A 23,719-nucleotide genomic window follows, 5' to 3' on the forward strand; every position below is an offset into this window, starting at 1 on the left:
AGGGCACTTTTCCTGGGATTGCTAGGCCGTCTTCTCGAAGATCTCGCGGCCGATGAGCATGCGGCGGATCTCGCTGGTGCCGGCGCCGATCTCGTAGAGCTTGGCGTCGCGCAACAGCCGGCCCGTCGGGTACTCGTTGGTGTAGCCGTTGCCGCCGAGGCACTGGATGGCGTCGAGCGCCACCTTCGTCGCCTGTTCCGCCGCATAGAGGATGGCGCCGGCGGCATCCTCGCGGGTGGTACGGCCGGCATCGGCGGCGCGCGCCACCGCGTAGACGTAGGACCGGGACGCATTCAGCGCCACGTACATGTCGGCGAGCTTGCCCTGCATGAGCTGGAAGTCGCCGATGGGCCGGCCGAACTGCTTGCGCTCGTGCAGGTACGGCACGACCACGTCGAGCGCCGCCTGCATGATGCCGAGCGGCCCGGCGGCCAGCACCACGCGCTCGTAGTCCAGCCCCGACATCAGCACGTTCACGCCGCGCCCGACCTCGCCGAGGACGTTCTCCTCCGGCACCTCGCAGTCCTCGAACACCAGCTCGCAGGTGTCGGAGCCGCGCATTCCGAGCTTGTCGAGCTTCTGGGCCGGCTTGAAGCCCGCCATGCCCTTCTCGATCAGGAAGGCGGTGATGCCACGCGCCCCCGCCTCCGGATCGGTCTTGGCGTAGACCACCAGCGTCTCGGCGACGGGGCCATTGGTGATCCACATCTTGGAGCCGTTGAGCACGTAGCGGTCGCCGCGCTTGTCGGCGCGGGTGCGCATGGAAACCACGTCGGACCCGGCACCCGGCTCCGACATGGCGAGCGCGCCGACGTGCTCGCCGGAAATCAGCTTCGGCAGGTACTTCGCCTTCTGCTCCGGCGTGCCGTTGCGGTTGATCTGGTTGACGCAGAGGTTGGAGTGGGCGCCGTAGGAGAGCCCGACCGACGCCGAGCCGCGGCTGACCTCCTCCATCGCCACGCAGTGCTCCAGGTAGCCGAGCCCGGAGCCGCCGTATTCCTCGTCCGCGGTGATGCCGTGCAGGCCGAGCTCGCCCATCTGCGGCCAGAGATGGCGGGGAAATTCGTTGGTGCTGTCGATCTCGGCGGCGAGCGGCGCGATCCGGTCGTCGGAGAAGGTGCGCACGCTGTCGCGCAGCATGTCGGCCGTCTCGCCGAGACCGAAATCGAAGACGGGCAGATCGTTGCGCATGGGGCGTTCCTCGCTGCGACCGGCGGTGGGTTCCGGCCGGTTCGGGTTTCGCGCAGCATGCCGTTCGACGCCCTGCAGTTGCAATAGGAAGGGCCGCCGTCACCCGATCGAAGAAAGAGTGTGACGGGGATCACGCTTTGGCGGGTGGCCCGTTGCGAACCGGATGGGCCTCACGATCTACGTTGTGTGTTGCGACGACCAAAGCCCGAAGCAAGCAGCGTTCAGCAGGTGCTGCCTTGCTTCGGGCGAAGGCGTTTCGGGGGCAACCGACATGAGCATCTATCAGCGGCTGATCGGCGCGCGCATGGTGTCCGCGGGATGCGGACTGCCGATCCTGGCCAAGAAGCGCCAGCGGATCATTCCCAAGGCGCGCGGCGTCGTGGTCGAGATCGGCATCGGCGCCGGCTACAATCTTCCCTTCTACGACCGCGACAAGGTCGAGCGCCTGATCGGCGTGAACCCGGCCGACGGCTTCTGCCACGCCGACCGCATCGCGGCCCGGGCGGACGGCCTGCCCGTCGACATCGTCGAGGAATCGGCCGAGGCGCTTTCCCTGCCGACCGGCATCGCCGACACCGTCGTCTTCACCTACACCCTCTGCTCGATCGGCGACGTGAAGGCGGCGCTGGCGGAAGCCCGGCGCATCCTGAAGCCGGACGGACACGTGCTCTTCTGCGAGCACGGCCGCTCGACCCGCGCCTCCACCGGGCGCCTGCAGGAGCGGCTCACGCCGATCTGGCGCCCGATCGCCTGCGGCTGCCGGCTCGACCGGAACCCGGTCGGGCTGCTGGAACGCGCCGGCTTCGAGATCGACTGCGTCGAACAGGGCTCCCTGCACGGCGTGCCCGACGTGCTCGGTTTCCACCACGTGGGCATCGCCTCGCCGCGCGTCGGCCAGGCCGTCTTTCCTTCCGCCGTCTAGATTTCCAGAAGCGCCCTCGCTCGACGCGCCGCCGGCGATTGCCCCGGCGCGGATTGGCTGCGACTGTCTCGGCAGTCAGCTAAAGGGAGACGCGACATGGACCGGTTCACCGGCGGGTGCCTGTGCGGCGCCGTCCGGCTCGTGGCGACGGGGCGGCCGTATCGCGTCGGCCTCTGCCACTGCCTCGACTGCCGCAAGCACCACGGCGCGCTGTTCTACGCGGCGGCAGTGTTTCCCGAGGCCGCGGTCACCATCGAGGGCGAGACGCGCGACTATGCCGGCCGGCACTTCTGTCCGCGGTGCGGCTCGTCGGTGTTCGCCCGCAGCGGCGACGAGACCGAGGTGCATCTCGGCACTCTGGACGCCCCCGACCAGCTCGTCCCGACCTACGAGAACTGGACCGTGCGGCGCGAGGCCTGGCTGCCGCCCTTCCCGCTGCCCCATCGATACGACCGCAACCGCGAGCGAACCGGCCGGTCCGAGGACTAGCCACGTTCGGCGGACCCGCGCCCGCCTCGCCTGGAAGCGGTTTGCGCGGGTTCAGCGCCCGGAGGCGCTCAGCCGTCCAGGTTCTCCAGGCAGACCAGGGTGAACAGGCCGGTGAGCACGTGCACCGTCTTGCCGTTCTTCTCGCCGTAGACGTCGGCGCGGGAGATAGTCAGCCGGCGGCCGGGCTTCACCACCCTGCCCTCGGCGATCAGCCGCGCGCCCTCGCCCGGATTGAGGAGGTTCACCTTGAACTCGCTGGTGAGCACGCCGGTGCCGGCCGGGAACAACGACAGCGCCGCATAGCCGGCCGCCGTGTCGGCGATCGACGTCGTCGTGCCGGCGTGGAAGTAGCCGTGCTGCTGGGTCAGCCCCGGCGCGTAGGGCATCACGAGATCCGCCTCGCCGGGCGCGATGTGCACCATCTCGACGCCGAGGGTCGCCATGAAGCCCTGGCGCGCGAAACTCTCCCGCATCCGCGCCTCGTAGTCGGGGTTGCGCGGCTCGAAGCGCGGAACGGCACGGTCGATCATGCAAGGCCTCCCAGGTCGCCGCTCGATGCGGTCTCTCGTCCATCGCCGACCATAGCCCCGGTTCGGCCCGGGACCAGCGCCGATGGCGATCCTATCGCCGATACTTGATGAAGGGGGTGACGGACGCGACGCGGTCGTAGAGGCGGCGCGCGGTCTCGTTGAAGGTCTGGGTCAGCCAGTAGACCTGCTCCGCGCCCGCCGCGTCGGCCGCCTCGTAGACCGCCTCGATCAGCGCCCGGCCGGCGCCGCTGCCGCGGACATCGGGGGAGACGAACAGGTCCTGCAGGTAGCAGACTGGGCCCACCTAGGCGGTGGACAGGTGGAAGAGATAATGGGTGAAGCCGACCAGGCGCCCGTCCCCGTCGACGGCCACGAACCCGCGCGGGTCCTCGTCCGGCGCCATCAGGCGCGTCCAGGTCACTTCCGTCACCTCCGCCGGGATCGTGCGCTCGTAGAAGCGGTTGTAGCCCTCCCAGAGCGGCGCCCAGGCGGACCGGTCGTCCGGGGCGAGCGGCCGGATGTTGACCCGCGATCGATCAGTCATGTTCCCCCTCCAGCCGGCCCCGCGCCGCCGAAATCAGGTGGCCGAGCGACCGGCGCTGCTGGCCGTCGTCGAAGTTGGCGGGATCGAGCCAGGCCTCGAAGCCGGCGCGGACCGCCGGCCACTCGGCGTCGATGGCGGAGAACCAGGCGGTGTCGCGGTTGCGCCCCTTGACCACGGCCGCCTGCCGGAAGGTGCCCTCGTAGGTGAAGCCGTAGCGCTCCGCCGCGCGCCGCGACGGCCCGTTGAGCGCATGGCACTTCCACTCGTAGCGGCGGTAGCCGAGCTCGTCGAAGGCGCGGCGCATCAGGAGGTACTGCGCCTCGGTGGCGGCGACCGTCTTCTGCAGCACCGGCGCATAGGCGATGTGGCCGACCTCGATCACGCCGTTCTTCGGGTCGATGCGCAGATAGCTGGCGACCCCTACGGCCTTACCGGTCGCCCTGTCGACGATGGCGTGGAACAGCGGATCCTCGGAGACGGCCGCGTCGCGCGCCCAGGCGAGATAGGCCGCCTCGTCGGCGAACGGGCCGTAGGGCATGTAGGTCCACATGCCGCCGTCGCGATCGGCCGCGAACGCGGCGTGGAGGTCGGCGCCGTGGCGGGCCGGATCCAGCGGCTCCAGCCGGCAGGCGCGGCCCTCGATCGCCACGCGCGGCGGCCGCGGCCGAGGTTCCCAGCCGGCGACCTCGGCCCCGATCGGCTGGCCGAGGGGACTTGTGTGCACCTGATCAACCACTGGCCTGCCCTTCCTTTATTGCCCGCCGGACCATGCGCTCCAGCGCCTCCAGGAAGCGCGAGCGGTCGGCGCGGGAGAACGGCTTGGGGCCGCCGCCGACGCCGAGCGGGTTGGCGGCGCGCAGGTCCGCCATCAGGTCGCGCATGCCGAGCATGTTGCCGATGTTGGCGGGCGTGAACGCCTCGCCATTGTGGCGGAGCGCCTGGCCGCCCGCCTCCAGGCAGCGGGCCGCGAGCGGGATGTCGCCGGTGATGCAGATGTCGCCGGGGCCGATCCGGTCGGCGATCCACATGTCGGCCGCGTCCGGGCCTTCCGGCACCACCACCGTCTTCACCATCGGGTCGCGGCTCGGCCGGATGCCGCCGTTGGAGACGATGACGACCTCCAGCCCGTGGCGCTCGGCGACCTTGAGCGTCTCGTCCTTCACCGGACAGGCGTCGGCGTCGATGTAGAGAATGGTCATGGCCGCTTTATGCGCGCGCGCCGGGGACGCGCCAAGACCCGTTCGCACGCGATGCGCCCGAAAAGAGAAAAGGCGCACCGGGCGGAATGCCCGATGCGCCTTCGAATGCGCGGTCAGATGGCCGTGGGGCGAGCCGCCTCAGTTGCGCGGCGGGACCAGATAGATGCCCGGCGCGAGCTGCTGCGTCTGCTCGCGATTGCGGCGGTAGCCGTAGGCCGGCGCATGGGCGGGCGGGCCGCGGCGCGCGTCTTGCCGGTAGCGGCCGTCGCGGTACCGGTCGTCCCGGTAGCGATAGGCCGATTCCTGGCGATCGCGATAGCGGCGGTAGTCCTCACGCGGCGGCGCATAGCGCGGTGCCGCCTGCGGAGCGGGGTTCACGACGATGGAAAAGGAGTCCTTTGCCTGCGCGGCGGCCGGGGCGACGGCGAGGCCGGCAGCCACGATCAGAGCCCATTTCAGACCAGACTTCACACCAGACATGGGGGCAGTCCTTCCTTAGCTGACATTGCTGTCCGACCGCCCCCCGGGCACCACCCGGTGCCCCGACGAACGAACTGCTAAGGAAATTCTCAGCGGGCCCGGAGGTTCCCTGGCCCGCCGAAATAGAGGCCCCGCAATCCCGGAGGCAAAACCGCAAGAGCACTTTTGCTGGGATTGCTTCAGTTCCCGCAATCCCGGGCGCAAAACCGCAAGAGCACTTTTGCTGGGATTGCTTCAGTTCCCGCAATCCCGGGCGCAAAACCGCAAGAGCACTTTTGCTGGGATTGCTTTACTCCACCCCGAGCTTCGCCTTGACGATGGCGTTGACGGCCTGGGGGTTGGCCTTGCCGCCGGTCGCCTTCATCACCTGGCCGACGAACCAGCCGGCCATGGACGGCTTGGCCTTCGCCTGCTCGACCTTGTCCGGGTTGGCCGCGATGACCTCGTCGACGGCGGTCTCGATGGCGCCGGTGTCGGTCACCTGCTTCAGGCCGCGCTCCTCGACGAGCTTCGCCGGATCGCCGCCCTCCGACCAGACGATCTCGAACAGGTCCTTGGCGATCTTGCCGGAGATCGTGCCGTCGGCGATCAGGTCGATGATGCCGCCGAGCTGGTCGGCCGAGACGGGGCTGGTCTCGATGTCGTGGCCTTCCTTGTTGAGGCGGCCGAACAGCTCGTTGACCACCCAGTTGGCGGCGAGCTTGGCGTCCCTGCCCTCGGCCACCGCCTCGAAGTAGACGGCGGAGGCGCGGTCGGAGATCAGCACGCCGGCGTCGTAGGGCGACAGGCCGTAGTCGGCGACGAAGCGCGCCTTCTTGGCGTCCGGCAGCTCCGGCAGGTGGGCCAGCAGGTCGTCGACGTCGGCCTGGGTGATCTCCAGCGGCAGCAGGTCCGGATCGGGGAAGTAGCGGTAGTCGTGGGCTTCTTCCTTGGAGCGCATGGAGCGCGTCTCGCCCAGGCGCGCGTCGTAGAGGCGCGTCTCCTGGTCGATGGTGCCGCCGTCCTCCAGGATACCCACCTGGCGCCGGGCCTCGTAGTCGATGGCCTGCCCGGCGAAGCGGATGGAGTTGACGTTCTTGATCTCGCAGCGCGTGCCGAACGGCTCGCCCGGACGGCGCACCGAGACGTTCACGTCGGCGCGCAGGTTGCCCTTCTCCATGTCGGCGTCGGAGGTGCCGAGATAGCGCAGGATGGTGCGCAGCTTGGAGATGTAGGCCTTCGCCTCGTCGGCCGAGCGCATGTCCGGGCGCGACACGATCTCCATCAGCGCGACGCCGGAGCGGTTGAGGTCGACGAAGCTCTTGGTCGGGTGCTGGTCGTGCAGCGACTTGCCGGCGTCCTGCTCCAGATGCACGCGCTCGATGCCGACCTCGACGGTCGAGCCGTCGGGCATGTCGACATAGACGATGCCCTCGCCGACGATCGGGTACTGGTACTGGGAGATCTGGTAGCCCTGCGGCAGGTCCGGGTAGAAGTAGTTCTTCCGGTCGAAGCGCGAGAACAGGTTGATCTGCGCCTTCAGGCCGAGACCGGTGCGGACGGCCTGGCGGACGCATTCGGCGTTGATCACCGGCAGCATGCCCGGCATCGCCGCGTCGACGAGGGAGACGTGGCTGTTGGGATCGCCGCCGAACGCCGTGGAGGCGCCCGAAAACAGCTTCGATTCGGTCTGGACCTGGGCGTGGACCTCGAGCCCGATCACGATTTCCCAGTCGCCCGTCGCGCCCTTGATCACAGAGCCGCGCCTCGTCTCGCGCACCGCTTCGTTCATCGTACCGTCTACCGTCCTGGCCGGTGCCCGCGCCGGATGGTCGGCTCGCGGGCGGATTTCCGTCGTCGCCGCGGCGGCGTGCCGCGTCTCGCAAAAGGGTCTGGGCTATCGGCCGGTGTCCGGTCAAGTCCGCCGTGGCGGTCGCGCCCGCCCCGGCCTTGCCCTCGGTGCCGCGATCGGCTTCAATTCGCCGCCCGATCGCGCGGAATTCCGGATCGACCCGACCCGAGCTCCCCACCGTGATCCCCACACGTCATCCAGAGCGGGATGCGGGCGCAAGGCCGGCACACACGGCTCGCCGTCCCGCTCGATCGCCCCGCCTGGAGCCCGCTTATGAAACCGTTCTTCGTGATGATCAAATGCGAACTCGGCAAGGCCTACGAGGTCGCCAACGACATCGCAGACGCCGAGATCGCCTCCGAGATCTACTCCACCGCCGGCGACTACGACCTCCTGGTCAAATTCTATCTGGAGGACGGCGAGGACGTGGGCAAGTTCATGAACGAGAAGCTGCACTCCATCCCGCTGATCCGCGACACGCGGACGATCATCACCTTCAAGGCGTTCTGACGCGCCAGAAGCCCCGTCAGCCCGAGAGGTCGGCGCGTCGGCCCGTCGCAGCATCGAACCGCGCGACGAAGGCGCGGGCCCGCGGCAGGGCGTCGGCGAAATACTCGTCCGGCCCCCTCAGCCACAGCCCGTCGATCGCCCGCGACGCCGGGCCCGCCACGAGGATCTCCGGCGGCAGCTCCACCAGCGTGGCGTCCCAGCCGGGATGGTGGAAGCGCGCCCGGCGCCAGTAGTGATCGAGGAAGCGCGCGCGGTCGGAACAGCCGTGGAAGTCGAAGACGGTGGCCCCGTCCTCGACGAAGATGTGGTTGCCCGTATGACCCGCCGCCGGCCTGATCCACAGCGCCCGCATGGCCGGCGTGCCGTGGCGCTCCAGGAACGCGTAGGCGAGGATGTGGCAGGCGCCGCAGGCAAAGAAGACGCGGTCCGGCAGCGCCCAGCGCTTCGCGAGATCCCGCTTGCGGCAGTTCGGCGTGCGCAGGACGTACACCGGGGCTCTCCTGTGGCGATCGGACCGGCTCCCGGGAATCGGCCGGCGTGGTAGTGTCGCGCAATCGTCCGCCAAGCCGAAGGGATCGCCATGCCCGCTACCGTCCTCGCCGTGCACAAGTCCGCCGGCCATACGTTTTCCAAGCCCACGGTGGCGGAGATCCGCATCGTGGAAGGGCTCGGCGTGGAGGGCGACGCGCATGCCGGCGCGACGGTCATGCATCGCTACGACCGGCGGAAGGACCCGACCCGGCCGAACAACCGCCAGGTCCACCTGATCCAGTCGGAGCTGTTCGCCGAGCTGGAGGACAAGGGCTTCACGGTGGAACCCGGCCAGATGGGCGAGAACGTCACCACCACGGGCATCGACCTGCTCGCCCTGCCGCTCGGCACCGTGCTGCACCTCGGCGACGCGGCGGCGGTGGAGCTGACCGGCCTGCGCAGCCCGTGCAAGTACATCAACGACCTGCATGAGGGCCTGGTCCAGGCGGTGCTCGACCGCGACGCCGACGGCAACCTCGTTCGCAAGGCTGGCGTGATGAGCGTGGTGCTCGCGGGCGGCACCGTGCGGCCCGGCGACCCGGTCCGCATCGAGCTGCCGGCCGGCGCCCACACCCCGCTTCCGGTTCTGTAGACCCCTCCCCAAAGGCCCGTTCGCACACGCTGCGGGCGGCCCCGGCCGAGCGCCGGAAGGACCGCCGTGGGCTTGCCACGCCGAAATCGTTTCAAATGAAATGATTTTGCTTGCACTCCGATTTGGATGCGCTCAAATTAGTTACAAACGCAACCAATAGGAGGCCGCGCCATGACCGCACCGACCCTGAAGATCGACCAGATCCATCACGTCGCGTACCGCTGCAAGGACGCCAAGGAGACGGTCGAGTTCTATACGAAGATGCTCAACATGGACTTCGTGCTGGCGATCGCGGAGGACCACGTCCCCTCGACCCACGAGCCGGACCCGTACATGCATCTCTTCCTCGATGCGGGGAACGGCAACGTGCTGGCCTTCTTCGAGCTGCCGACGAAGCCGGAGATGGGCAGCGACCCGAACACGCCGAAATGGGTCCAGCACATCGCCTTCAAGGTGAAGGACCGCGACACGCTGGTGGCGTTCAAGGAGCATCTGGAGGCGAACGGCATCGACGTGCTCGGCGTCACCGATCACTCGATCTTCCACTCCATCTACTTCTTCGATCCGAACGGCCACCGCATCGAGCTGGCCTGCCCGGATCCGGAGGAAGAGGCGATGCTGAAGCGCCTGGACGCGGTGAAGTGGGACATGCTGGAGGAGTGGTCGCGGACCAAGAAGGCGCCCCGGCACGCCGACTGGCTGCACGCCAAGGAACTGGAAAAGGCCTGAGCACAGGCCGGCGGCCGGGCGTTGCCACCCGGCCGATCCTGGATCTAGCTCGCGGAGCGAAACCGCACGTCGCACGGCCGCGGGTCCAGCCGGTCGGAGAAGCGCTCCATCGCGGTTCTCTGCCGCCGCTGGACGGCCGCGAAGAGCCGGCGCGCCGGCGAGGCCGGGTGCCGCCTCGCCAACCGGCGAAGCTCGCGCGCGTCCAGCACGGTGGCGGACCAGTCGCCGGGTTGCGGCGCGATCGTGACGGTGGCCTCCGCCTGTTCGTCCCGCCCGAGGCGGGCGAAGGCGGCAAGCGCCACGCGCAGGTTGCCTTCAACGACGTGCGGGTTGTTCGGTAGACGGTGGTCGGCGGGATCGCGCCACCGCAAGGTGGCGAGGCGATCGCAATCGAAATCGTCGGACATGGGACCCCTTTAAGCTACGCGGGACACTGAGGGCCCGGCCGCAACACTACGCGGCCGGCGTTTCCGGCACTCAAGCCGTCACATGGGGCGAACGAATGGCGGCGCACGTTCCTACGGTCGCCGCACCCGCAGTGCGCGTGGCCCAGCGGTCCTACCCGGCGTTCGCCCGCGCCCGGACGCGCGCCCTTCCCCGCGCCACCACCCCCCGGAGCGCCCCGCTCGACAGCGCGACGCCGATGACGGTGACGGCGACACCGGCGACGACGACCGCCGGCGGGATCTCGCCGAGCGCCGGGATCGCCAGGAGCGCGGCGAGCGCCGGCGCCAGGGAGGAGAACGCCGCCGCCCGCGACGCGCCGAGGCGCGAGACCGCCACGCCGTAGCCGATCAGCGACACGAGCCCGGACAGCAGCCCCTGGATCACCACCTGGACCAGCACCTGCCCGGTCGGCTGGCTGAGCAGCGGCCCGACGCCGGTCGCCACCACGAACGGAATGACCATCAGCGTCGACCAGAAGCAGATGACGCCGGCGCCGACCATGGGCGGCAGGCCCGTCTGGCGGTAGGCGAGCGTGTAGGAGGCCCACAGGAAGCCGCCGAACGGCAGCAGCAGCCGCCCCGCGCCTTCCATCAGGTGGCCGCCGGCGAGCGTCGGCATGGCGATCAGCACCACGCCGGCCACCGACAGGGCGAGCCCGATCGCGCGGTCGATGCCGAAGCGTTCCTTGAAGACGAGCTTGGCGAGCAGCGCCGCCCACAGGCCCATGGTGCCCGGCAGCAGCACGCCGGCTTCCGCGGCGGGCGCGATGCCGAGCCCGACTGCCACCAGGGCGAAGAACGGCGCCCCCGAGCAGCAGACGATCACCAGGATCAGCCGCCGCGGCACCCCCATGGGCAGCGGGCCGGAGCGCAGCCAGACCGGCGCCAGCACCAGCGCCGGAATGCCGTAGCGGAACAGCGCGAGCCAGGCGACGGGAATGTCGGACGTCGCCGCGAACCGCGTGCCGACGATCCAGGCGCCCCAGATCGTCACCACCACCAGCGCGGCCGCCACCCCGACGAGCGTGTCGCGCGAGGAGGTGTCCCGCCCCGCCGCGGGCGGGTCGGCGGGATCGCCGGGCAGCGCACTCATGAGGGCATCCATCTCGTCGTTGGCGGTGATGAATTCTTGCCACCACGCGGCGCGCATGTCCTTGCGAAGGTGGTCGCGGATTGCGAAGATTCCGCAATATTCTGCCGCAAGAATGGCACTCAGGGGCAGAAGATGCCGGACCAGACCCTCGACGCAATCGACCTGCGCATCCTGACCGTGCTTCAGGACGACGCGCGCACGACCAACGCCGCGCTCGCCGACAAGGTCGGCCTGTCGGCCTCGCCCTGCTTGCGCCGGGTGCGGCGGCTGGAAGAGGCCGGCCTCATCGCCGCATACCGGGCGATCGTCGACCGGCAGAAGGCCGGCTTCGGGCTGACGGTGTTCGTCGAGATCAAGGTCGCCCGCCACAGCCGGGAGAATGCCGCGGGGCTGGAAGCCGTGCTGACCGGGATGAAGGAGGTGGTGGCCTGCCACATGGTCTCCGGCCAGGCCGACTTCCTGGCCGAGATCGTCGTGCCGGATCTCGCCGCCTACGAGGCACTGCTCACCGAACGGCTCCTGACCCAGCCTATGATCGAGGACGTGCGCTCGAACTTCGCGATCCGCACCGCCAAGACCAACGGTCCGCTGCCGCTGTCGCCCCGCCGCCCGGGCGGCTAGGCCCTCACGTCTCCAGCGCGTCCAGGAACCGCTTCGCGCTGGCGCGCATGGCCTGGACCTTGTCGGCGTCCATCCGGTCGAGGGTCTTGTAAATCATCGCCATGCGCCGGTTGGAGCGCAGCCGCTTCGCGTTACGCGCCACGAAGTCCCAGTAGAGGTGGTTGAACGGACAGGCATCCTCGCCGTGCCGCTTGCGCACGTCGTAGCGGCAGCCGGAGCAGTAGTCCGACATCCGGTCGATGTAGCTGCCCGAGGCGGCATAGGGCTTGGAGGCGAAGACGCCGCCGTCGGCGAAGAGCGCCATGCCGTGCACGTTGGGCAGCTCCACCCATTCGTAGGCGTCGGCGTAGACGACCAGGAACCACTCCTGCACCTGGCGCGGGTCGACGCCGGCCAGGAGCGCGAAGTTGCCGGCCACCATCAGGCGCTGGATGTGATGCGCGTAGGCGTGGCGGCGGGTCACGTCGATGACGTCGGCGACGCACGCCATGTCGGTCTCGCCGCTCCAGTAGAACCACGGCAGGTCGCGGGTGGCGTCCAGCGCGTTTTCGCCGCCGTAGTCCGGCCCCTTCAGCCAGTAGACGCCGCGGATGAACTCGCGCCAGCCGAGGATCTGGCGGATGAAGCCCTCCACCGCGTTGAGCGGCGCATCGCCGTCGCGCCAGGCCTGCTCGGCCCGCGCGCAGACCTCACGCGGCCGGAGCAGCCCGGCGTTGATGAGGGGCGACAGGGCGGCGTGGAAGAGGAACGGCGCGCCGGCGGCCATGGCGTCCTGGTAGTCGCCGAACTCCGGCAGCCGCTCGGTGACGAAGCGGTCGAGGGCCACCAGCGCCGCGCGGCGGGTGACCGGCCAGGCGAAGCCGTCGAGATCGCCGAAATGGTCGGCGAATCGCTCTCCGACGAGGGCCAGAACGGCGCGGGTGACGTCGTCCGGCCGGGACTCCGGCAGGTCGGGCACGGCGATGCCGGAGGGCAGCGGCTTGCGGTTCTCCGCGTCGAAGTTCCAGGCGCCGCCGGCGGGCGCGTCGCCGTCCATCAGGATCCCGGTGCGCCTGCGCATCTCCCGGTAGAAATACTCCATGCGCAGGGACTTGCGGCCCTCGGCATGGCGTTCGAACTCGGCGCGGCTGCAGAAGAAGCGGGTGTCGGCGCGGATCTCCACCGGCACGCCGAGGTCCGCCTCCCAGCCCTCCATCTCCCGCAGCAGGCGCCACTCGCCCGGCTCGGTGACGACGACCGAGGCGGCCCCGGTGGCGTTGAGCGCGGTGCGGACGGCGTCCTTCAGGCTGGTGGCCCGCTTGGCGTCGTCGAGGCGCTGATAGCGCACCGACAGCCCCGCCTCCTCCAGCTCCGCCGCGAAATGGCGCATGGCGGCGAAGACGAAGGCGATCTTCTGCTTGTGATGGCGGACATAGGTCGCCTCGTCCCGGACCTCCGCCATCAGCACGGTGTCGGCGGCCGCGTCGAGGCCGTCCAGGGCGGAGATCTCCCGGTCGAGCTGGTCGCCGAGGACGAGACGGAGGACGGACAAGGCGGGCTCCCGCGCGGATGAGACGCCGGGGGATCGGCGCGTGCTGCCCAGGATACGCGCGGGAGGCGCCGGCGGTTCAGCCCGCCGGCGGTGGTCTTCGGCCGATCAGGCGATCAGGCGGCGGTGAGCTTCTGAAGGACCTCGTCGGAGACCTCGAAGTTGGAGAACACCGACTGCACGTCGTCGTCGTCCTCAAGCACCGAGATCAGCTTCATCAGCGTCTCGGCCTTGTCCTCGTCGACCGGCGACATGGTCTGCGGACGCCAAACCGGCTTCACCGAGGCAGCCTCGCCGAGCGAGCCGTGCAACGCGGAGGAGACTTCGCCGAGGTCCTCGAAGGCGCAGATGATGACGTGGCCGCCTTCGTCCGACTGGACGTCCTCGGCACCCGCCTCGATCGCCGCTTCCATGACGCTGTCGGCGTCGCCGGCGTCGGCCGGATAAGTGATCTCGCCGACGTGGTCGAAGGTGAAGGCGACGGAGCCGGTTTCGCCGAGCGCCCCGCCGTGCTTGGAGAACGCTGCGCGCACGTTGCTGGCGGTGCGGTTGCGGTTGTCGGTCAGCGCCTCGACCATGATGGCCACGCCGCCCGGGCCGTAGCCCTCGTAGCGCACGGCCTCGTAGTTCTCGCCGTCGCCACCGGACGCCTTCTTGATGGCGCGCTCGATGTTGTCCTTCGGCATGTTTTCCGCGCGCGCGTTCTGGATCGCCAGGCGAAGGGCCGCGTTGGCGTCCGGATCCGGCGCGCCGGCCTTGGCTGCCACCGTGATTTCGCGCGCGAGCTTGGAGAACACCTTGGAACGCTTCGCGTCCTGGGCCCCCTTGCGGTACATGATGTTCTTGAACTGTGAATGTCCGGCCATCGTCCAACCGTTCTTTTTTCGACTGGTCCGCCCTTGCGTTCGGACGGTTTGCAATACGGAACTTGGGCCCGCCCCGCAACGGTGCGCGGCCGGCAGCGGCGGCGCTCACGCTGGATAAGGTGCGGCGGGCCTCAAGGCAGAAGCGCCAGTCTATCGCAAGCCGCCGGCTTTCGCAGCCCGCTTGCGCGCCGGTTCGCGCATCGCCGGGCCTCGCCGCAATCGGCCGGTCTGGTAAACGCGCCGCAAGCCGCCGGAACTCCTCACCTTATCAACGGCTTGGTCGCGACTTTGCATCCGCGGAAAATGCCGCAGGACCGGCTTACGCCCTAGGCGCGCCGCCGCATCCGTTCTACACATGTTCCATGCAAGATCATCCGATTCGCATCCTCGGCATCGACCCCGGCCTCCGGCGCACCGGATGGGGCGCGATCGCCTGCCGCGGCAACGCGGTCTCGTTCCTGGGCGCCGGCACCGTCACCTCCGACGCCAAGGAGAGCCTGGCGGAGCGCCTGACCATGCTGCACGCCGGCCTGGAGGCGATCATCCGGGACATCTCCCCGCACGAGGCGGCGGTGGAGCTGACCTTCGTCAACCGCGACGCCTCCGCGACGCTGAAGCTCGGCCAGGCCCGCGGCATCGCCCTGCTGGCACCGGCGCAGGTGGGCATCCCCGTCGCCGAATACGCGCCGAACCTGGTCAAGAAGACCATCATCGGCGTCGGGCACGGCGACAAGAAGCAGATCCGCATGATGGTGAAGGTGCTGCTGCCGAAGGCCGAGTTCGACAGCGACGACGCGGCCGACGCGCTGGCGATCGCGCTCTGCCACGCCCAGCATCGCGGCGCGCGCGAACTCGCCGCCCGCTACGCCGAGGCGGCGCAATGATCGGCCGGCTGAAGGGCGTCGTCGAGGCGATCGGCGACGATGCCGCGATCATCGACGTGCACGGCGTCGGCTACGAGGTCTACTGCCCGGCGCGGGTGCTGGCCAACCTGCCCGGCACCGGCGAGGCCGTCACGCTGACCATCGAAACGGTCGTGCGCGAGGACATGATCCGGCTCTACGGGTTTTCCAGCGAGACCGAGAAGCAGTGGTTCCGCATGCTGCAGACCGTGCAGGGCGTCGGCGCCAAGGTGGCGCTGGCCGTGCTCAGCGTGCTGTCGGGCGACGAGCTGACCGAGGCGATCGCCATGGAGGACACCACCGCGGTGATGCGCGCGCCCGGCGTCGGCAGGCGCGTCGCCGAGCGGTTGGTCTCCGAGCTGAAGGACAAGGTCGGCAGCGTGATGGCGAGCGGCGCCGACCAGACGTTCGTCGCCACGCCGCTTTCGCGCAGGCCCTCCGACCCGATCGTCGCCGATGCGGTTTCGGCGCTGGTCAATCTCGGCTATGCGGAGATCGAGGTGCGCAAGGCGGTGGCGAAGGCCCGCGAGGAGGCCGGCGACGCGGCGCAGACCGCCGAGCTGATCCGCGCGGGGCTGAAGCTCCTGTCGACACGATGAGCCAGGCGACCGTCCACGGAAATCGGAACCGATGAGCGAACGACTGATCACGCCGGAGGAGCGCGAGGACGACATCGAGGCGCCGCTGCGGCCGCAGCGGCTGGCGGACTTCGTCGGCCAGGCGGCGGCGCGCGCCAACCTGCAGATCTTCGTCCAGGCGGCCGCCTCGCGCGGCGAGGCGCTCGACCACGTGCTGCTGGTCGGCCCGCCCGGCCTCGGCAAGACGACGCTCGCCCAGATCGTCGCCCGCGAGCTGTCGGTGAACTTCCGCGCCACCTCGGGCCCGGTGATCGCCAAGGCCGGCGACCTCGCCGCCCTCCTGACCAATCTCGGCGACCGCGACGTGCTGTTCATCGACGAGATCCACCGCCTGTCGCCGGCCATCGAGGAAATCCTCTATCCGGCGATGGAGGACTTCCAGCTAGACCTGATCATCGGCGAAGGCCCGGCCGCCCGCTCGGTGCGCATCGACCTGTCGAAATTCACCCTGGTCGGCGCCACCACCCGGCTCGGGCTGCTGACGACGCCGCTGCGCGACCGCTTCGGCATCCCGCTCAGGCTGGAGTTCTACACGGTGGAGGAACTGACCTCGATCGTCACCCGCGGCGCCGGGCTGATGGGCATGGCGATCACGCCGGACGGCGCGGTGGAGATCGCGCGGCGCGCCCGCGGCACCCCGCGCATCGCCGGGCGGCTCCTGCGCCGGGTACGCGACTTCGCCAGCGTCGCCGGCATCGACGCCATCGACCGCACGCTCGCCGACCAGTCGCTGACCCGCCTCGACGTGGACAGCGCCGGCCTCGACGCGCTGGACCGGCGCTACATGCGGGTCATTTCCGAGAGCTTTTCCGGCGGGCCGGTCGGCATCGAGACCATCGCCGCCGCCCTGTCGGAGCCGCGCGACGCCATCGAGGACATCGTCGAGCCGTATCTCATCCAGCAGGGCTTCGTGCAGCGCACCCCCCGCGGCCGGATGATGACGCCCGCCGCCTACCGCCACCTCGGCCTCGCCGCCCCCACCCGCGAGCCGCCCGAGCAGACGGGCCTGTTCCGGACGCTGGAGGAGTAGGCGAACGCCGTCTAGGTGAGCCGATCTTCCAGAATGGCGATCGCCGAGCGGCAGACAGCCTTCAGCCGAGGCAGGTCCCCGGAGATCACTTCCCAGAGGATCTGCGCATCCACCCGGTCGTAGGCGTGGCGCAGATGATTGCCGAGCCCCCGAACGTCGGCCCATGGGAAATCCGGCCCCAGACTTTCCGCCTCTGCGCCGAGCTTCGCCGCGGCTTCCGAGATCCGCATCAGGCATCGCTCGCAGGCATCGCGGGTTTTCTGGTCGGCGCGGAAGCGCGCCCCGTCCAGGCCGTCGACGTACAATTCGATCGCTTCGATGTTGTCCAGGATGTCCCGGAAGCGCTGGAGCGGCCGGCTAGAAGGCACGCCGGGCTTCTTTGTCGATGCGGGCGGCAAGCGCTGGGTTCGACACCGGACCGGCGACCAGATCGACGTTCTTTTGGAGCAGGCCCCGGAGGACACCCGTCAGCCGGTCAAGCAGCCCGAAATAGGCGAGGCCCTTCGGACGAGACTTCTGATCGAACTCGACGAAGACATCGACGTCGGATCCGGGGCCAGCGTCGCCGCGCGACACCGAGCCGAACACGGCGATGTGCCGTACGCCGAGCGCCTCGAGCGCCGCCCGATGCCCCGCCAGTCGGGCGAGGGTTTCGCTGGTGACATCCACGGTTTCCATGGGGGGATTATCGCAGATCCGCGGGAGCGAGAAAATGGCGCGCTGGCTGACGGGATCCCCCTGCGAAAAAGCCTCGCGTTCGGATCGAACGCGGGGCCTTTTTCTTGCGTGCCGTTCAGCGGTGGGACCAAGCCCCTACTCCGCGGCTTCCGCCGGCTCGATGGAGCGCGGCTCGGGCGGGGTCCAGCGCAGGCTCGGGCTGCGCGCGGCGCGGGTCTCGTCGAGGCGCCGGCGCGGCGCGTGTTGCGGCGCCTGCTTGAAGCGCTCGGTCTCGCCGCGCGCCGCCGACTGGGCCAGATCCCTCAGGGTGGCGATGAACAGGTCGAGGCTCGCCCGGCTTTCCGATTCCGTCGGCTCCACCAGCATCGCGCCGTGCACCACCAGCGGGAAGTACATGGTCATCGGGTGGAAGCCCTCGTCGATCATCGCCTTGGCGAAATCGAGGGTGGAGACGCCGGTGTCGTCGAGGAAGTCGTCCTTGAACAGCACCTCGTGCATGGAGGGCCGCTCGGGATAGGCAACCGTCATCACGTCGGCGAGTCGCGCCTTGACGTAGTTCGCCGCGAGCACCGCGTCCTCTGCCGCCTGCCGCAGGCCGTCCTCGCCGTGGGACATCATGTAGGCGAGCGCCCGCACATACATGCCCATCTGGCCGTGGAAGGCGGTCATGCGGCCGAACGGGTGGGCGTCCGCTTCCGTCTCCGAGGGATGCTCGACCAGGGTGACGGCGCCGTCCTCCAGCCGCAGGTACGGCAGCGGCGCGAAGGCCGCGAGCTTGTCGGACAGGACCACCGGCCCCGCCCCCGGCCCGCCGCCGCCGTGCGGCGTGGAGAAGGTCTTGTGCAGGTTGATGTGCATGGCGTCGATGCCGAGATCGCCGGGCCGGACCTTGCCCATGATCGCGTTGAAGTTGGCGCCGTCGCCGTAGAAGTAGGCGCCCACCGCGTGCACCGCCTCGGCGATTTCCACGATGTCACGCTCGAACAGCCCGCAGGTGTTGGGGTTGGTCAGCATGATCGCGGCGACGTCCTCGTCGAGGCGCGCCTTGACGGCCTCCACGTCCACCGTGCCGTCGGCCCGCGCCGGGATGCCCACGACGGAGTAGCCGAGCAGCGCGGCGGTCGCCGGGTTGGTGCCGTGGGCGGAGTCGGGCACCAGCACCTTGGTGCGGGTCTCTCCACGCGCCTTCAGCGCCGCCTTGATGGCCATCATCCCGCAGAGCTCACCGTGGGCGCCGGCCTTCGGCGACAGGGCCACGGCCGCCATGCCGGTCAGTTCCATGAGCCAGCGCGACAGCTCCGACATCAGCTCCAGCGCCCCCGTCACGGTGGCGGTCGGCTGCAGCGGATGGATGTCGGAAAAGCCCGGCAGCCGCGCCATCTTCTCGTTGAGGCGCGGGTTGTGCTTCATCGTGCACGAGCCGAGCGGGTAGAGGCCCAGGTCGATCGCGTAGTTCTGCCGCGACAGGCGCACGTAGTGGCGCATGGTCTCCGGCTCGGTCAGCCCGGGAAGCTGCACCGCGGTCTTGCGGGCGTGGCCGCCCAGGCGGGACTTCACCTGGGTCGGCTCGGGCAGATCGACGCCGGTGGCCTCCAGCCGCCCGGTCTCGAAGATCAGCGGCTCCTCGATGTCGAGGGCGGCGTTGCCGGTGAAGGTGTGGACGCTCGGGGCCGACACGGCCTCCTCGGCGCGGGTGGGACGTCCGGTCTGGTTCATCATGACTAGAGGACCTCCGTAAGGGCGGCGGCGAGCGCCTCGATGTCGTCGTCGGTGACGCATTCGGTGACGGCGAGCACGATCAGGTCGTCGAGCTCCGCCCCCGGCAGGAGCCGCGACACCGGCACGCCGGCCAGGATGTCGCGCGCGGCGAGGTCGTCGACGACCCCTTCGGCGTTGCGGTCGACGCGGATGGTGAACTCGTTGAAGAAGGTGTCGTTGAGCACCTCGACGCCGCGCACGGTGTCGAGGCGTTCCACCAGCTTCACCGCCTGGGCGTGGTTGAGGGCGGCGAGCTTCGTCAGCCCCGCCCCGCCGAGCAGCGTCGCGTGGATCGTGAAGGCCAGCGCGCAGAGCCCGGAGTTGGTGCAGATGTTCGACGTCGCCTTGTCGCGGCGGATGTGCTGCTCGCGGGTCGACAGCGTCAGCACGAAGCCGCGCTGGCCGTCGGCGTCGATGGTTTCGCCGCACAGCCGGCCCGGCATCTGCCGCAGGAACTTCTGGCGGGTGGCGAACAGGCCGACATAGGGGCCGCCGAAGGTGAGCGGATTGCCGATCGACTGCCCCTCACCCACCACGATGTCGGCGCCCTGGCGGCCCGGCGGCTCGATGGCGGCGAGCGCCACCACCTCGGTGAAGACGGCGACCAGCAGCGCGCCCTTCGCGTGGGCGGCCTCGGCGATCGGCTTGAGGTCGATGAGGTGGCCGTAGAAGGACGGCGTCTGCACGACGACGCAGGCGGTGTCGTCGTCGATCGCGGCGATGATGTCCTGGGTCCCGGCCGGGTCGGCGTCGAGGCACACCAGCGTGTCGTCGGCCATGTCGACGACGGTGCGCACCACGTCGCGGTAGTGGGGATGGAGGCCGCCGGCCAGCACCGCCTTGCGGCGCTTGGTCACCCGGTTCGCCATCAGCACGGCTTCGGCAGTGGCGGTGGAGCCGTCGTACATGGAGGCGTTGGCCACCTCCATGCCGGTCAGCTCCGCCACCTGGGTCTGAAACTCGAACAGCACCTGCAGCGTGCCCTGGCTGATCTCGGGCTGATACGGGGTGTAGGAGGTCAGGAACTCGGAGCGCTGGATGAGATGGTCGACGGTTGCCGGCACGTGATGCCGGTAGGCGCCGGCACCGACGAAGAACGGCACGCTGTCGGCCGACACGTTCTTCGCCGCCAGCCGCTTCAGCGCCTGCTCGACGCCGAGCTCGGAGCGGTGCGGCGGCAGGTCGAGGGCCGCCTCGACCCGCTTGTCGGACGGGATGTCGACGAACAGCTCGTCGATGGTGTCGATGCCGATCGCCGCCATCATGTCGGCGCGGTCGGTATCGGTCAGGGGGAGATAGCGCATCGGCGTCGCCTCCGCTTCGATGGGGTGGATCGGTCGGGCGAAACGCTCAGAGGGTCTCGAGGAAGGCCTTGTAGGCGGCCTCGTCCATCAGGCTCGCGACCTCGGCCTCGTCGGCGAAGCGGATCTTCATGAACCAGCCGGAGCCTTCCGGATCGGTGTTCACGGTGTCCGGCGCGTCGGGCAGCGCGGTGTTCACCTCGATCACCTCGCCGGAGATCGGGGCATAGACCTCGGAGGCCGCCTTCACGGATTCCACCACGGCGGCTTCCTTGCCCTTGGCAATCTGCACGCCGGTCTCCGGCAGCTCGACGAACACCACGTCGCCGAGCTGCGACTGGGCGTAGCTGGTGATGCCGACGGTCGCGACGTCGCCGTCGATGTCGAGCCATTCGTGGTCTTCGGTGTAGCGCTTGGTCATCGGGATGGGTCTCTCGTCTGGAAGGGGAAGCTTCGGGAGGCGGGCTTCCGGGTTATCGTTTGAAGCGGTTGGGAACGAACGGCAGCTTCACGACCTCGGCGGCGAGCCGCTTGCCGCGAACCTCGAGAAAGATCTTCGTGCCGGGAGCCTGGAAGGCGGGCGCGACGTAGCCCATGGCGACGGGGGCCTCGACGGTGGGGCCGTAGCCGCCGGAGGTCACCACGCCGATGGCGGCGCCGTCCTCGGAGAGGATGGGAGCGCCTTCGCGCGCCGGGGCGCGGCCTTCCGGCCGGATGCCCACGCGGCGGCGGGCCGGACCGTCGGCGATCTCGCGCCGGATGCGCGCGGCGCCGGGAAAGCCCCCCTCCTCGCGACGGCGCTTGCCGATCGCCCAGGTGAGGCCGGCTTCCACCGGGCTGGTGGTGGTATCGAGATCGTGGCCGTAGAGGCAGAGCCCGGCCTCCAGCCGCAACGAATCGCGGGCGCCGAGACCGATGGGCTTCACCCGCTCGTCGGCGAGCAGCGCATCCCACACGGTGCCGGCGTCGGCGGCGGCCACCGAAATCTCGTAGCCGTCCTCGCCGGTGTAGCCGGAGCGGCTGATGTGGCAGTCGATCCCGTCGAAGGCGGTGGCGATCGCGCCCATGAACGACAGCCCGGTCGCCTCGGGGGCGTGGGCGGCCATCACCGCCTCGGCGTCGGGCCCCTGCAGCGCCAGCAGCGCGCGGCCGTCGAGGGTTGCGAGCGTCGCCGCGTCCGGCAGCTTTGAGCGCAGGTGCGCGATGTCGGCGTCCTTGCAGGCGGCGTTGAGGACGATCATCAGCGAGCCGGCCTCGGCGGGATCCCCCGGGCGGGTGATCATCAGGTCGTCGAGAATGCCGCCGTCGTCGTTGACCAGAAAATTGTAGCGCATCCGGCCGGGCGCGAGGCCCAGCACGTCGGCGGGCAGCAGCGCCTCCAGCACCTCAGCCACCACCTCGTGGCTGCCGCCCGGCACGCTCAGGACCACCTGGCCCATGTGCGAGACGTCGAACAGCCCGGCGTGGGCGCGGGTCCACTGGTGCTCCGCCATGATGCCCTCGTACTGGACGGGCATGGCGTAGCCGGCGAACGGGACCATTCGCGCGCCGAGCGCGCGGTGACGGTCCGCGAGCGGCGTTTCGAGAAGTGTCGTGTCGGTGGATTCGGTCATGTTCTCTCACGTCGACAAAGGGACACACACGCCGCCGGCTCGCACTGAGCCAACTGTGTGCCCCCTCTGTCACATGACCTGAGAGAATTCCCGGCAGACCGTGCCGGTTACCCCTTCGGTGAGCAGATCGGATCAGTCCCGACCGGCTGCTTTCCAGAGAGTCGCAAGGACGTTGCGGTCCATTTGCCTGAGAGTTTCCGGGGCGGTTGCTCCTTCGGCGCCGAATTCAATCGGCCTCTCCCGCAACGTCTGAGTTCAGCGGCGAAACGAGTGCCGCTCCGCCGCCACCGGACGGCGACTACCTGCCCGGTGAACGGTGGCGATTATGGCCGTGGGCCCCGCGATGTCAAATCGCGGCGCGCCGGGCGCTCGGCTTGTCACCGGCCTTTTTCGTCGAAGCCCACGAGGATCTTGGCGATTTCCGGATCCTTGATGACGATGTCGGAGTCCACGAACGCCCAGTCCTTGGACGGTTCGGCCGCGGTCAGGTCGACCGTCACCACGTGCAGCTTCGAGTAGGTGACCGAATCGCCCTCGCGCACCACCACGCGCAGCGGCAGCTTGATGGTGCCGGCGGGGCCCTTGGGACCGGAGAGCGCCCGGCCGGCGAGACCCACGCGGGCCTGCTTGCCTTCCGAGCCCGGCGTGCACTCGCGCGCCGTCTGCGACAGGGTCGCCTGGTAGCGCACGACGCCTTCCTCGTACTCGCTCTTGCCAGTGGTCACCCGCAGCGTCTGGGTATCCGGCAGGATCTGCACCGGCGGGCACGAGACCGTCTTGCGGAAGTCCTCCAGGTCGATGGTGGTCGGCTCGGCCGTCGTGCCGCGCAGGAACTTGCCCATCCCGCTCTGGGCGGATGGCGTGATCGCGTCGATCGTCGAACACGCCCCGAGGCCGAGGAGGGCGACGACGGGCATCGAGATGACGGCGATACGGCCGAGGCGGCGGGTAAGACGCATGACAAAGGCTCCCAACGAAACGAGGCTTCTATATCACTGAGCCGCGCCGGACGCGAAGGGGGCAGCGCGCCGCACGCGAGACGCCCCTCATTCGCGCCGTCACAGCGCTTTCTCCATGTAGATCCGGCGATAGCCGCGCTCCTCGCGGCGGCCGGTCTCGACGTAGCCCAGCCGGACGTACAACCGGGCGTTCTCCACCATGACTTCATGGGTGTAGAGCCGAATTGTGGTGTATCCGGCGCGCCGCGCCGTGGCTTCGGCGAAATCGATCAGCATCCGGCCGAAGCCGCGCCCGTGGGCATGCGGAGCGACGGCGACGTTGTCGAGCAGCATGGCCTCCGCCTCGGGAACCAGCACGACGAGGCCGGCGATTTCCCCGGCGGTGTCGAGGACCGTCACGCGCCCGGCGGAGATCAGGCCGGCATAGTCGTCGAGCATCGGGCCGGGCTTTTTCCCCATCCGCGCGACGTAAGGGGAATAGGCCGCATCGACGATGGCGGTGACGGCGGCGAGATCGCGCGCCTCGGCCGGCCTGAGGCGCGGGGCGGTCGGTGCGGGATCGGTTGCCACTTCAAACGCTCCTCCGCGCGGCCCCTCGCCCCTCCGGCGCGGCTCTCCGGCGGCCTCGGACCGGGGCTGCCCACTTCAACTCGCAGGCCGGGGTCATTACGTGTTAGGTCATTGACGCGCGCGCCGGCGTTCGGCAAGCGCTGCACGACGACCTGGATTCAGCTACTG

General features: G+C 69.6%; 28 protein-coding genes, 1 pseudogene and 1 riboswitch. Of the genes and pseudogenes, 9 read left to right on the forward strand and 20 right to left on the reverse strand.

Features of this window, described 5'->3' with window-relative positions:
• Positions 1–21: 21 nt before the first annotated feature.
• The gene (locus AB7M35_RS04200; RefSeq protein WP_453957523.1) at positions 22–1,191 is read right to left on the reverse strand and encodes an isovaleryl-CoA dehydrogenase; all 1,170 of its coding nucleotides are present in this window, start codon (positions 1,189–1,191) and stop codon (positions 22–24) included.
• A gap of 271 nt (positions 1,192–1,462) precedes the next feature.
• Between AB7M35_RS04200 and AB7M35_RS04205 the strand changes: the two genes are divergently transcribed.
• Both AB7M35_RS04205 and AB7M35_RS04210 read left to right on the forward strand, forming a co-directional pair.
• The gene (locus tag AB7M35_RS04205) at positions 1,463–2,113 is read left to right on the forward strand and encodes a class I SAM-dependent methyltransferase (protein WP_453957524.1); all 651 of its coding nucleotides are present in this window, start codon (positions 1,463–1,465) and stop codon (positions 2,111–2,113) included.
• 96 nt (positions 2,114–2,209) lie between these two features.
• Entirely contained in the window at positions 2,210–2,602 is a 393-nt protein-coding gene (locus tag AB7M35_RS04210; protein WP_453957526.1) for a GFA family protein, read from the forward strand.
• A 68-nt stretch (positions 2,603–2,670) separates the two neighbouring features.
• On the opposite strand, the gene AB7M35_RS04215 is transcribed toward AB7M35_RS04210, so the two are convergent.
• The 6 genes and pseudogenes from AB7M35_RS04215 to gatB form a co-directional block, all read right to left on the reverse strand.
• Positions 2,671–3,132 (reverse strand): PaaI family thioesterase, encoded by a 462-nt coding sequence (locus AB7M35_RS04215; RefSeq protein ID WP_453957528.1) that lies wholly within the window; start codon positions 3,130–3,132, stop codon positions 2,671–2,673.
• Positions 3,133–3,223: 91 nt separating this feature from the next.
• Positions 3,224–3,676: pseudogene (locus tag AB7M35_RS04220) on the reverse strand (N-acetyltransferase family protein).
• Positions 3,669–4,400, reverse strand: coding sequence for a GNAT family N-acetyltransferase (locus AB7M35_RS04225; protein ID WP_453957530.1), 732 nt, complete (start codon positions 4,398–4,400; stop codon positions 3,669–3,671). The pseudogene AB7M35_RS04220 and the gene AB7M35_RS04225 overlap by 8 nt, the downstream one beginning before the upstream one ends.
• A 4-nt stretch (positions 4,401–4,404) precedes the next feature.
• Positions 4,405–4,875, reverse strand: coding sequence for a YaiI/YqxD family protein (locus tag AB7M35_RS04230; protein WP_453957531.1), 471 nt, complete (start codon positions 4,873–4,875; stop codon positions 4,405–4,407).
• A 138-nt stretch (positions 4,876–5,013) separates the two neighbouring features.
• A complete protein-coding gene (locus tag AB7M35_RS04235; protein WP_453957532.1) occupies positions 5,014–5,355 on the reverse strand; it encodes a hypothetical protein in 342 nt (113 codons plus the stop codon).
• 289 nt (positions 5,356–5,644) lie between these two features.
• The gene (gatB, locus tag AB7M35_RS04240; RefSeq protein ID WP_453957534.1) at positions 5,645–7,126 is read right to left on the reverse strand and encodes an Asp-tRNA(Asn)/Glu-tRNA(Gln) amidotransferase subunit GatB; all 1,482 of its coding nucleotides are present in this window, start codon (positions 7,124–7,126) and stop codon (positions 5,645–5,647) included.
• A gap of 333 nt (positions 7,127–7,459) precedes the next feature.
• Between gatB and AB7M35_RS04245 the strand changes: the two genes are divergently transcribed.
• Positions 7,460–7,696 (forward strand): Lrp/AsnC ligand binding domain-containing protein, encoded by a 237-nt coding sequence (locus AB7M35_RS04245; protein WP_453957536.1) that lies wholly within the window; start codon positions 7,460–7,462, stop codon positions 7,694–7,696.
• 16 nt (positions 7,697–7,712) lie between these two features.
• On the opposite strand, the gene AB7M35_RS04250 is transcribed toward AB7M35_RS04245, so the two are convergent.
• Positions 7,713–8,186: a hypothetical protein gene (locus AB7M35_RS04250; RefSeq protein ID WP_453957538.1), complete on the reverse strand. Its 474-nt coding sequence runs from the start codon at positions 8,184–8,186 to the stop codon at positions 7,713–7,715.
• 90 nt (positions 8,187–8,276) lie between these two features.
• On the opposite strand from AB7M35_RS04250, the gene AB7M35_RS04255 reads away from it, so the two are divergent.
• Together AB7M35_RS04255 and AB7M35_RS04260 are read left to right on the forward strand one after the other, a co-directional pair.
• Positions 8,277–8,819: an MOSC domain-containing protein gene (locus tag AB7M35_RS04255; RefSeq protein ID WP_453957540.1), complete on the forward strand. Its 543-nt coding sequence runs from the start codon at positions 8,277–8,279 to the stop codon at positions 8,817–8,819.
• Between the two features lie 186 nt (positions 8,820–9,005).
• Complete coding sequence (locus AB7M35_RS04260; protein WP_453960608.1) at positions 9,006–9,548, forward strand: VOC family protein; 543 nt, start codon at positions 9,006–9,008, stop codon at positions 9,546–9,548.
• Positions 9,549–9,592: 44 nt separating this feature from the next.
• Here the strand turns inward: AB7M35_RS04260 and AB7M35_RS04265 are convergent, their stop codons facing one another.
• Together AB7M35_RS04265 and AB7M35_RS04270 are read right to left on the reverse strand one after the other, a co-directional pair.
• Entirely contained in the window at positions 9,593–9,955 is a 363-nt protein-coding gene (locus AB7M35_RS04265; protein ID WP_453957542.1) for a hypothetical protein, read from the reverse strand.
• A 151-nt stretch (positions 9,956–10,106) separates the two neighbouring features.
• The gene (locus AB7M35_RS04270; protein ID WP_453957543.1) at positions 10,107–11,087 is read right to left on the reverse strand and encodes a DMT family transporter; all 981 of its coding nucleotides are present in this window, start codon (positions 11,085–11,087) and stop codon (positions 10,107–10,109) included.
• 132 nt (positions 11,088–11,219) lie between these two features.
• Here AB7M35_RS04270 and AB7M35_RS04275 point away from each other — a divergent pair, with 132 nt between their 5' ends.
• Complete coding sequence (locus AB7M35_RS04275) at positions 11,220–11,708, forward strand: Lrp/AsnC family transcriptional regulator (RefSeq protein WP_453957545.1); 489 nt, start codon at positions 11,220–11,222, stop codon at positions 11,706–11,708.
• A gap of 4 nt (positions 11,709–11,712) precedes the next feature.
• Here AB7M35_RS04275 and AB7M35_RS04280 read toward each other — a convergent pair whose 3' ends face one another.
• Positions 11,713–13,239 carry a cryptochrome/photolyase family protein gene (locus AB7M35_RS04280; protein ID WP_453957546.1) on the reverse strand — a complete coding sequence of 509 codons (1,527 nt, stop codon included), beginning with the start codon at positions 13,237–13,239 and terminating at the stop codon, positions 11,713–11,715.
• A gap of 113 nt (positions 13,240–13,352) precedes the next feature.
• Positions 13,353–14,102, reverse strand: a complete 750-nt coding sequence (locus AB7M35_RS04285; RefSeq protein WP_453957547.1) for a YebC/PmpR family DNA-binding transcriptional regulator — start codon at positions 14,100–14,102, stop codon at positions 13,353–13,355.
• A gap of 362 nt (positions 14,103–14,464) precedes the next feature.
• Between AB7M35_RS04285 and ruvC the strand changes: the two genes are divergently transcribed.
• From ruvC to ruvB, 3 genes are read left to right on the forward strand one after another with little or no spacing between them, the layout of a single operon-like run.
• Entirely contained in the window at positions 14,465–14,986 is a 522-nt protein-coding gene (gene ruvC, locus AB7M35_RS04290) for a crossover junction endodeoxyribonuclease RuvC (protein ID WP_453957549.1), read from the forward strand.
• Positions 14,983–15,603, forward strand: coding sequence for a Holliday junction branch migration protein RuvA (gene ruvA, locus AB7M35_RS04295; RefSeq protein WP_453957550.1), 621 nt, complete (start codon positions 14,983–14,985; stop codon positions 15,601–15,603). Before ruvC ends, ruvA begins: the two co-directional genes overlap by 4 nt.
• Before the next feature lie 31 nt (positions 15,604–15,634).
• A complete protein-coding gene (ruvB, locus tag AB7M35_RS04300) occupies positions 15,635–16,672 on the forward strand; it encodes a Holliday junction branch migration DNA helicase RuvB (protein ID WP_453957552.1) in 1,038 nt (345 codons plus the stop codon).
• Between the two features lie 11 nt (positions 16,673–16,683).
• On the opposite strand, the gene AB7M35_RS04305 is transcribed toward ruvB, so the two are convergent.
• The 8 genes from AB7M35_RS04305 to AB7M35_RS04340 all read right to left on the reverse strand — a co-directional run bounded on the left by AB7M35_RS04305 (position 16,684) and on the right by AB7M35_RS04340 (position 23,551).
• Entirely contained in the window at positions 16,684–17,070 is a 387-nt protein-coding gene (locus AB7M35_RS04305) for a HepT-like ribonuclease domain-containing protein (RefSeq protein ID WP_453957553.1), read from the reverse strand.
• Complete coding sequence (locus AB7M35_RS04310; protein ID WP_453957554.1) at positions 17,030–17,350, reverse strand: nucleotidyltransferase family protein; 321 nt, start codon at positions 17,348–17,350, stop codon at positions 17,030–17,032. The genes AB7M35_RS04305 and AB7M35_RS04310 overlap by 41 nt, the downstream gene beginning before the upstream one ends.
• A gap of 135 nt (positions 17,351–17,485) precedes the next feature.
• Entirely contained in the window at positions 17,486–19,069 is a 1,584-nt protein-coding gene (gcvPB, locus tag AB7M35_RS04315; protein WP_453957555.1) for an aminomethyl-transferring glycine dehydrogenase subunit GcvPB, read from the reverse strand.
• 2 nt (positions 19,070–19,071) lie between these two features.
• On the reverse strand, positions 19,072–20,412 hold the full coding sequence (gene gcvPA, locus AB7M35_RS04320; RefSeq protein ID WP_453957556.1) for an aminomethyl-transferring glycine dehydrogenase subunit GcvPA: 1,341 nt from the start codon (positions 20,410–20,412) through the stop codon (positions 19,072–19,074).
• A 46-nt stretch (positions 20,413–20,458) separates the two neighbouring features.
• Complete coding sequence (gcvH, locus tag AB7M35_RS04325; RefSeq protein WP_453957557.1) at positions 20,459–20,830, reverse strand: glycine cleavage system protein GcvH; 372 nt, start codon at positions 20,828–20,830, stop codon at positions 20,459–20,461.
• 52 nt (positions 20,831–20,882) lie between these two features.
• A complete protein-coding gene (gene gcvT / locus AB7M35_RS04330; protein WP_453957559.1) occupies positions 20,883–22,022 on the reverse strand; it encodes a glycine cleavage system aminomethyltransferase GcvT in 1,140 nt (379 codons plus the stop codon).
• 165 nt (positions 22,023–22,187) lie between these two features.
• Positions 22,188–22,275: riboswitch (glycine riboswitch) on the reverse strand.
• Positions 22,276–22,399: 124 nt separating this feature from the next.
• Complete coding sequence (locus AB7M35_RS04335; RefSeq protein ID WP_453957560.1) at positions 22,400–22,981, reverse strand: hypothetical protein; 582 nt, start codon at positions 22,979–22,981, stop codon at positions 22,400–22,402.
• 99 nt (positions 22,982–23,080) lie between these two features.
• A complete protein-coding gene (locus AB7M35_RS04340) occupies positions 23,081–23,551 on the reverse strand; it encodes a GNAT family N-acetyltransferase (protein WP_453957562.1) in 471 nt (156 codons plus the stop codon).
• Positions 23,552–23,719 lie beyond the last annotated feature (168 nt).

The organism is Amorphus suaedae, from assembly GCF_053629675.1.

Coding starts and splice junctions, on each gene's coding strand:
- AB7M35_RS04265 (WP_453957542.1), bottom strand. CDS start 9,955: ATGTCCGACGATTTCGATTGCGATCGCCTCGCCACCTTGCGGTGGCGC.
- gcvH (WP_453957557.1), bottom strand. CDS start 20,830: ATGACCAAGCGCTACACCGAAGACCACGAATGGCTCGACATCGACGGC.
- gatB (WP_453957534.1), bottom strand. CDS start 7,126: ATGAACGAAGCGGTGCGCGAGACGAGGCGCGGCTCTGTGATCAAGGGC.
- gcvPB (WP_453957555.1), bottom strand. CDS start 19,069: ATGATGAACCAGACCGGACGTCCCACCCGCGCCGAGGAGGCCGTGTCG.
- AB7M35_RS04200 (WP_453957523.1), bottom strand. CDS start 1,191: ATGCGCAACGATCTGCCCGTCTTCGATTTCGGTCTCGGCGAGACGGCC.
- ruvA (WP_453957550.1), top strand. CDS start 14,983: ATGATCGGCCGGCTGAAGGGCGTCGTCGAGGCGATCGGCGACGATGCC.
- AB7M35_RS04230 (WP_453957531.1), bottom strand. CDS start 4,875: ATGACCATTCTCTACATCGACGCCGACGCCTGTCCGGTGAAGGACGAG.
- AB7M35_RS04235 (WP_453957532.1), bottom strand. CDS start 5,355: ATGTCTGGTGTGAAGTCTGGTCTGAAATGGGCTCTGATCGTGGCTGCC.
- AB7M35_RS04205 (WP_453957524.1), top strand. CDS start 1,463: ATGAGCATCTATCAGCGGCTGATCGGCGCGCGCATGGTGTCCGCGGGA.
- AB7M35_RS04310 (WP_453957554.1), bottom strand. CDS start 17,350: ATGGAAACCGTGGATGTCACCAGCGAAACCCTCGCCCGACTGGCGGGG.
- gcvPA (WP_453957556.1), bottom strand. CDS start 20,412: ATGCGCTATCTCCCCCTGACCGATACCGACCGCGCCGACATGATGGCG.
- AB7M35_RS04335 (WP_453957560.1), bottom strand. CDS start 22,981: ATGCGTCTTACCCGCCGCCTCGGCCGTATCGCCGTCATCTCGATGCCC.
- gcvT (WP_453957559.1), bottom strand. CDS start 22,022: ATGACCGAATCCACCGACACGACACTTCTCGAAACGCCGCTCGCGGAC.
- AB7M35_RS04210 (WP_453957526.1), top strand. CDS start 2,210: ATGGACCGGTTCACCGGCGGGTGCCTGTGCGGCGCCGTCCGGCTCGTG.
- AB7M35_RS04255 (WP_453957540.1), top strand. CDS start 8,277: ATGCCCGCTACCGTCCTCGCCGTGCACAAGTCCGCCGGCCATACGTTT.
- AB7M35_RS04215 (WP_453957528.1), bottom strand. CDS start 3,132: ATGATCGACCGTGCCGTTCCGCGCTTCGAGCCGCGCAACCCCGACTAC.
- AB7M35_RS04275 (WP_453957545.1), top strand. CDS start 11,220: ATGCCGGACCAGACCCTCGACGCAATCGACCTGCGCATCCTGACCGTG.
- ruvB (WP_453957552.1), top strand. CDS start 15,635: ATGAGCGAACGACTGATCACGCCGGAGGAGCGCGAGGACGACATCGAG.
- ruvC (WP_453957549.1), top strand. CDS start 14,465: ATGCAAGATCATCCGATTCGCATCCTCGGCATCGACCCCGGCCTCCGG.
- AB7M35_RS04270 (WP_453957543.1), bottom strand. CDS start 11,087: ATGAGTGCGCTGCCCGGCGATCCCGCCGACCCGCCCGCGGCGGGGCGG.
- AB7M35_RS04245 (WP_453957536.1), top strand. CDS start 7,460: ATGAAACCGTTCTTCGTGATGATCAAATGCGAACTCGGCAAGGCCTAC.
- AB7M35_RS04285 (WP_453957547.1), bottom strand. CDS start 14,102: ATGGCCGGACATTCACAGTTCAAGAACATCATGTACCGCAAGGGGGCC.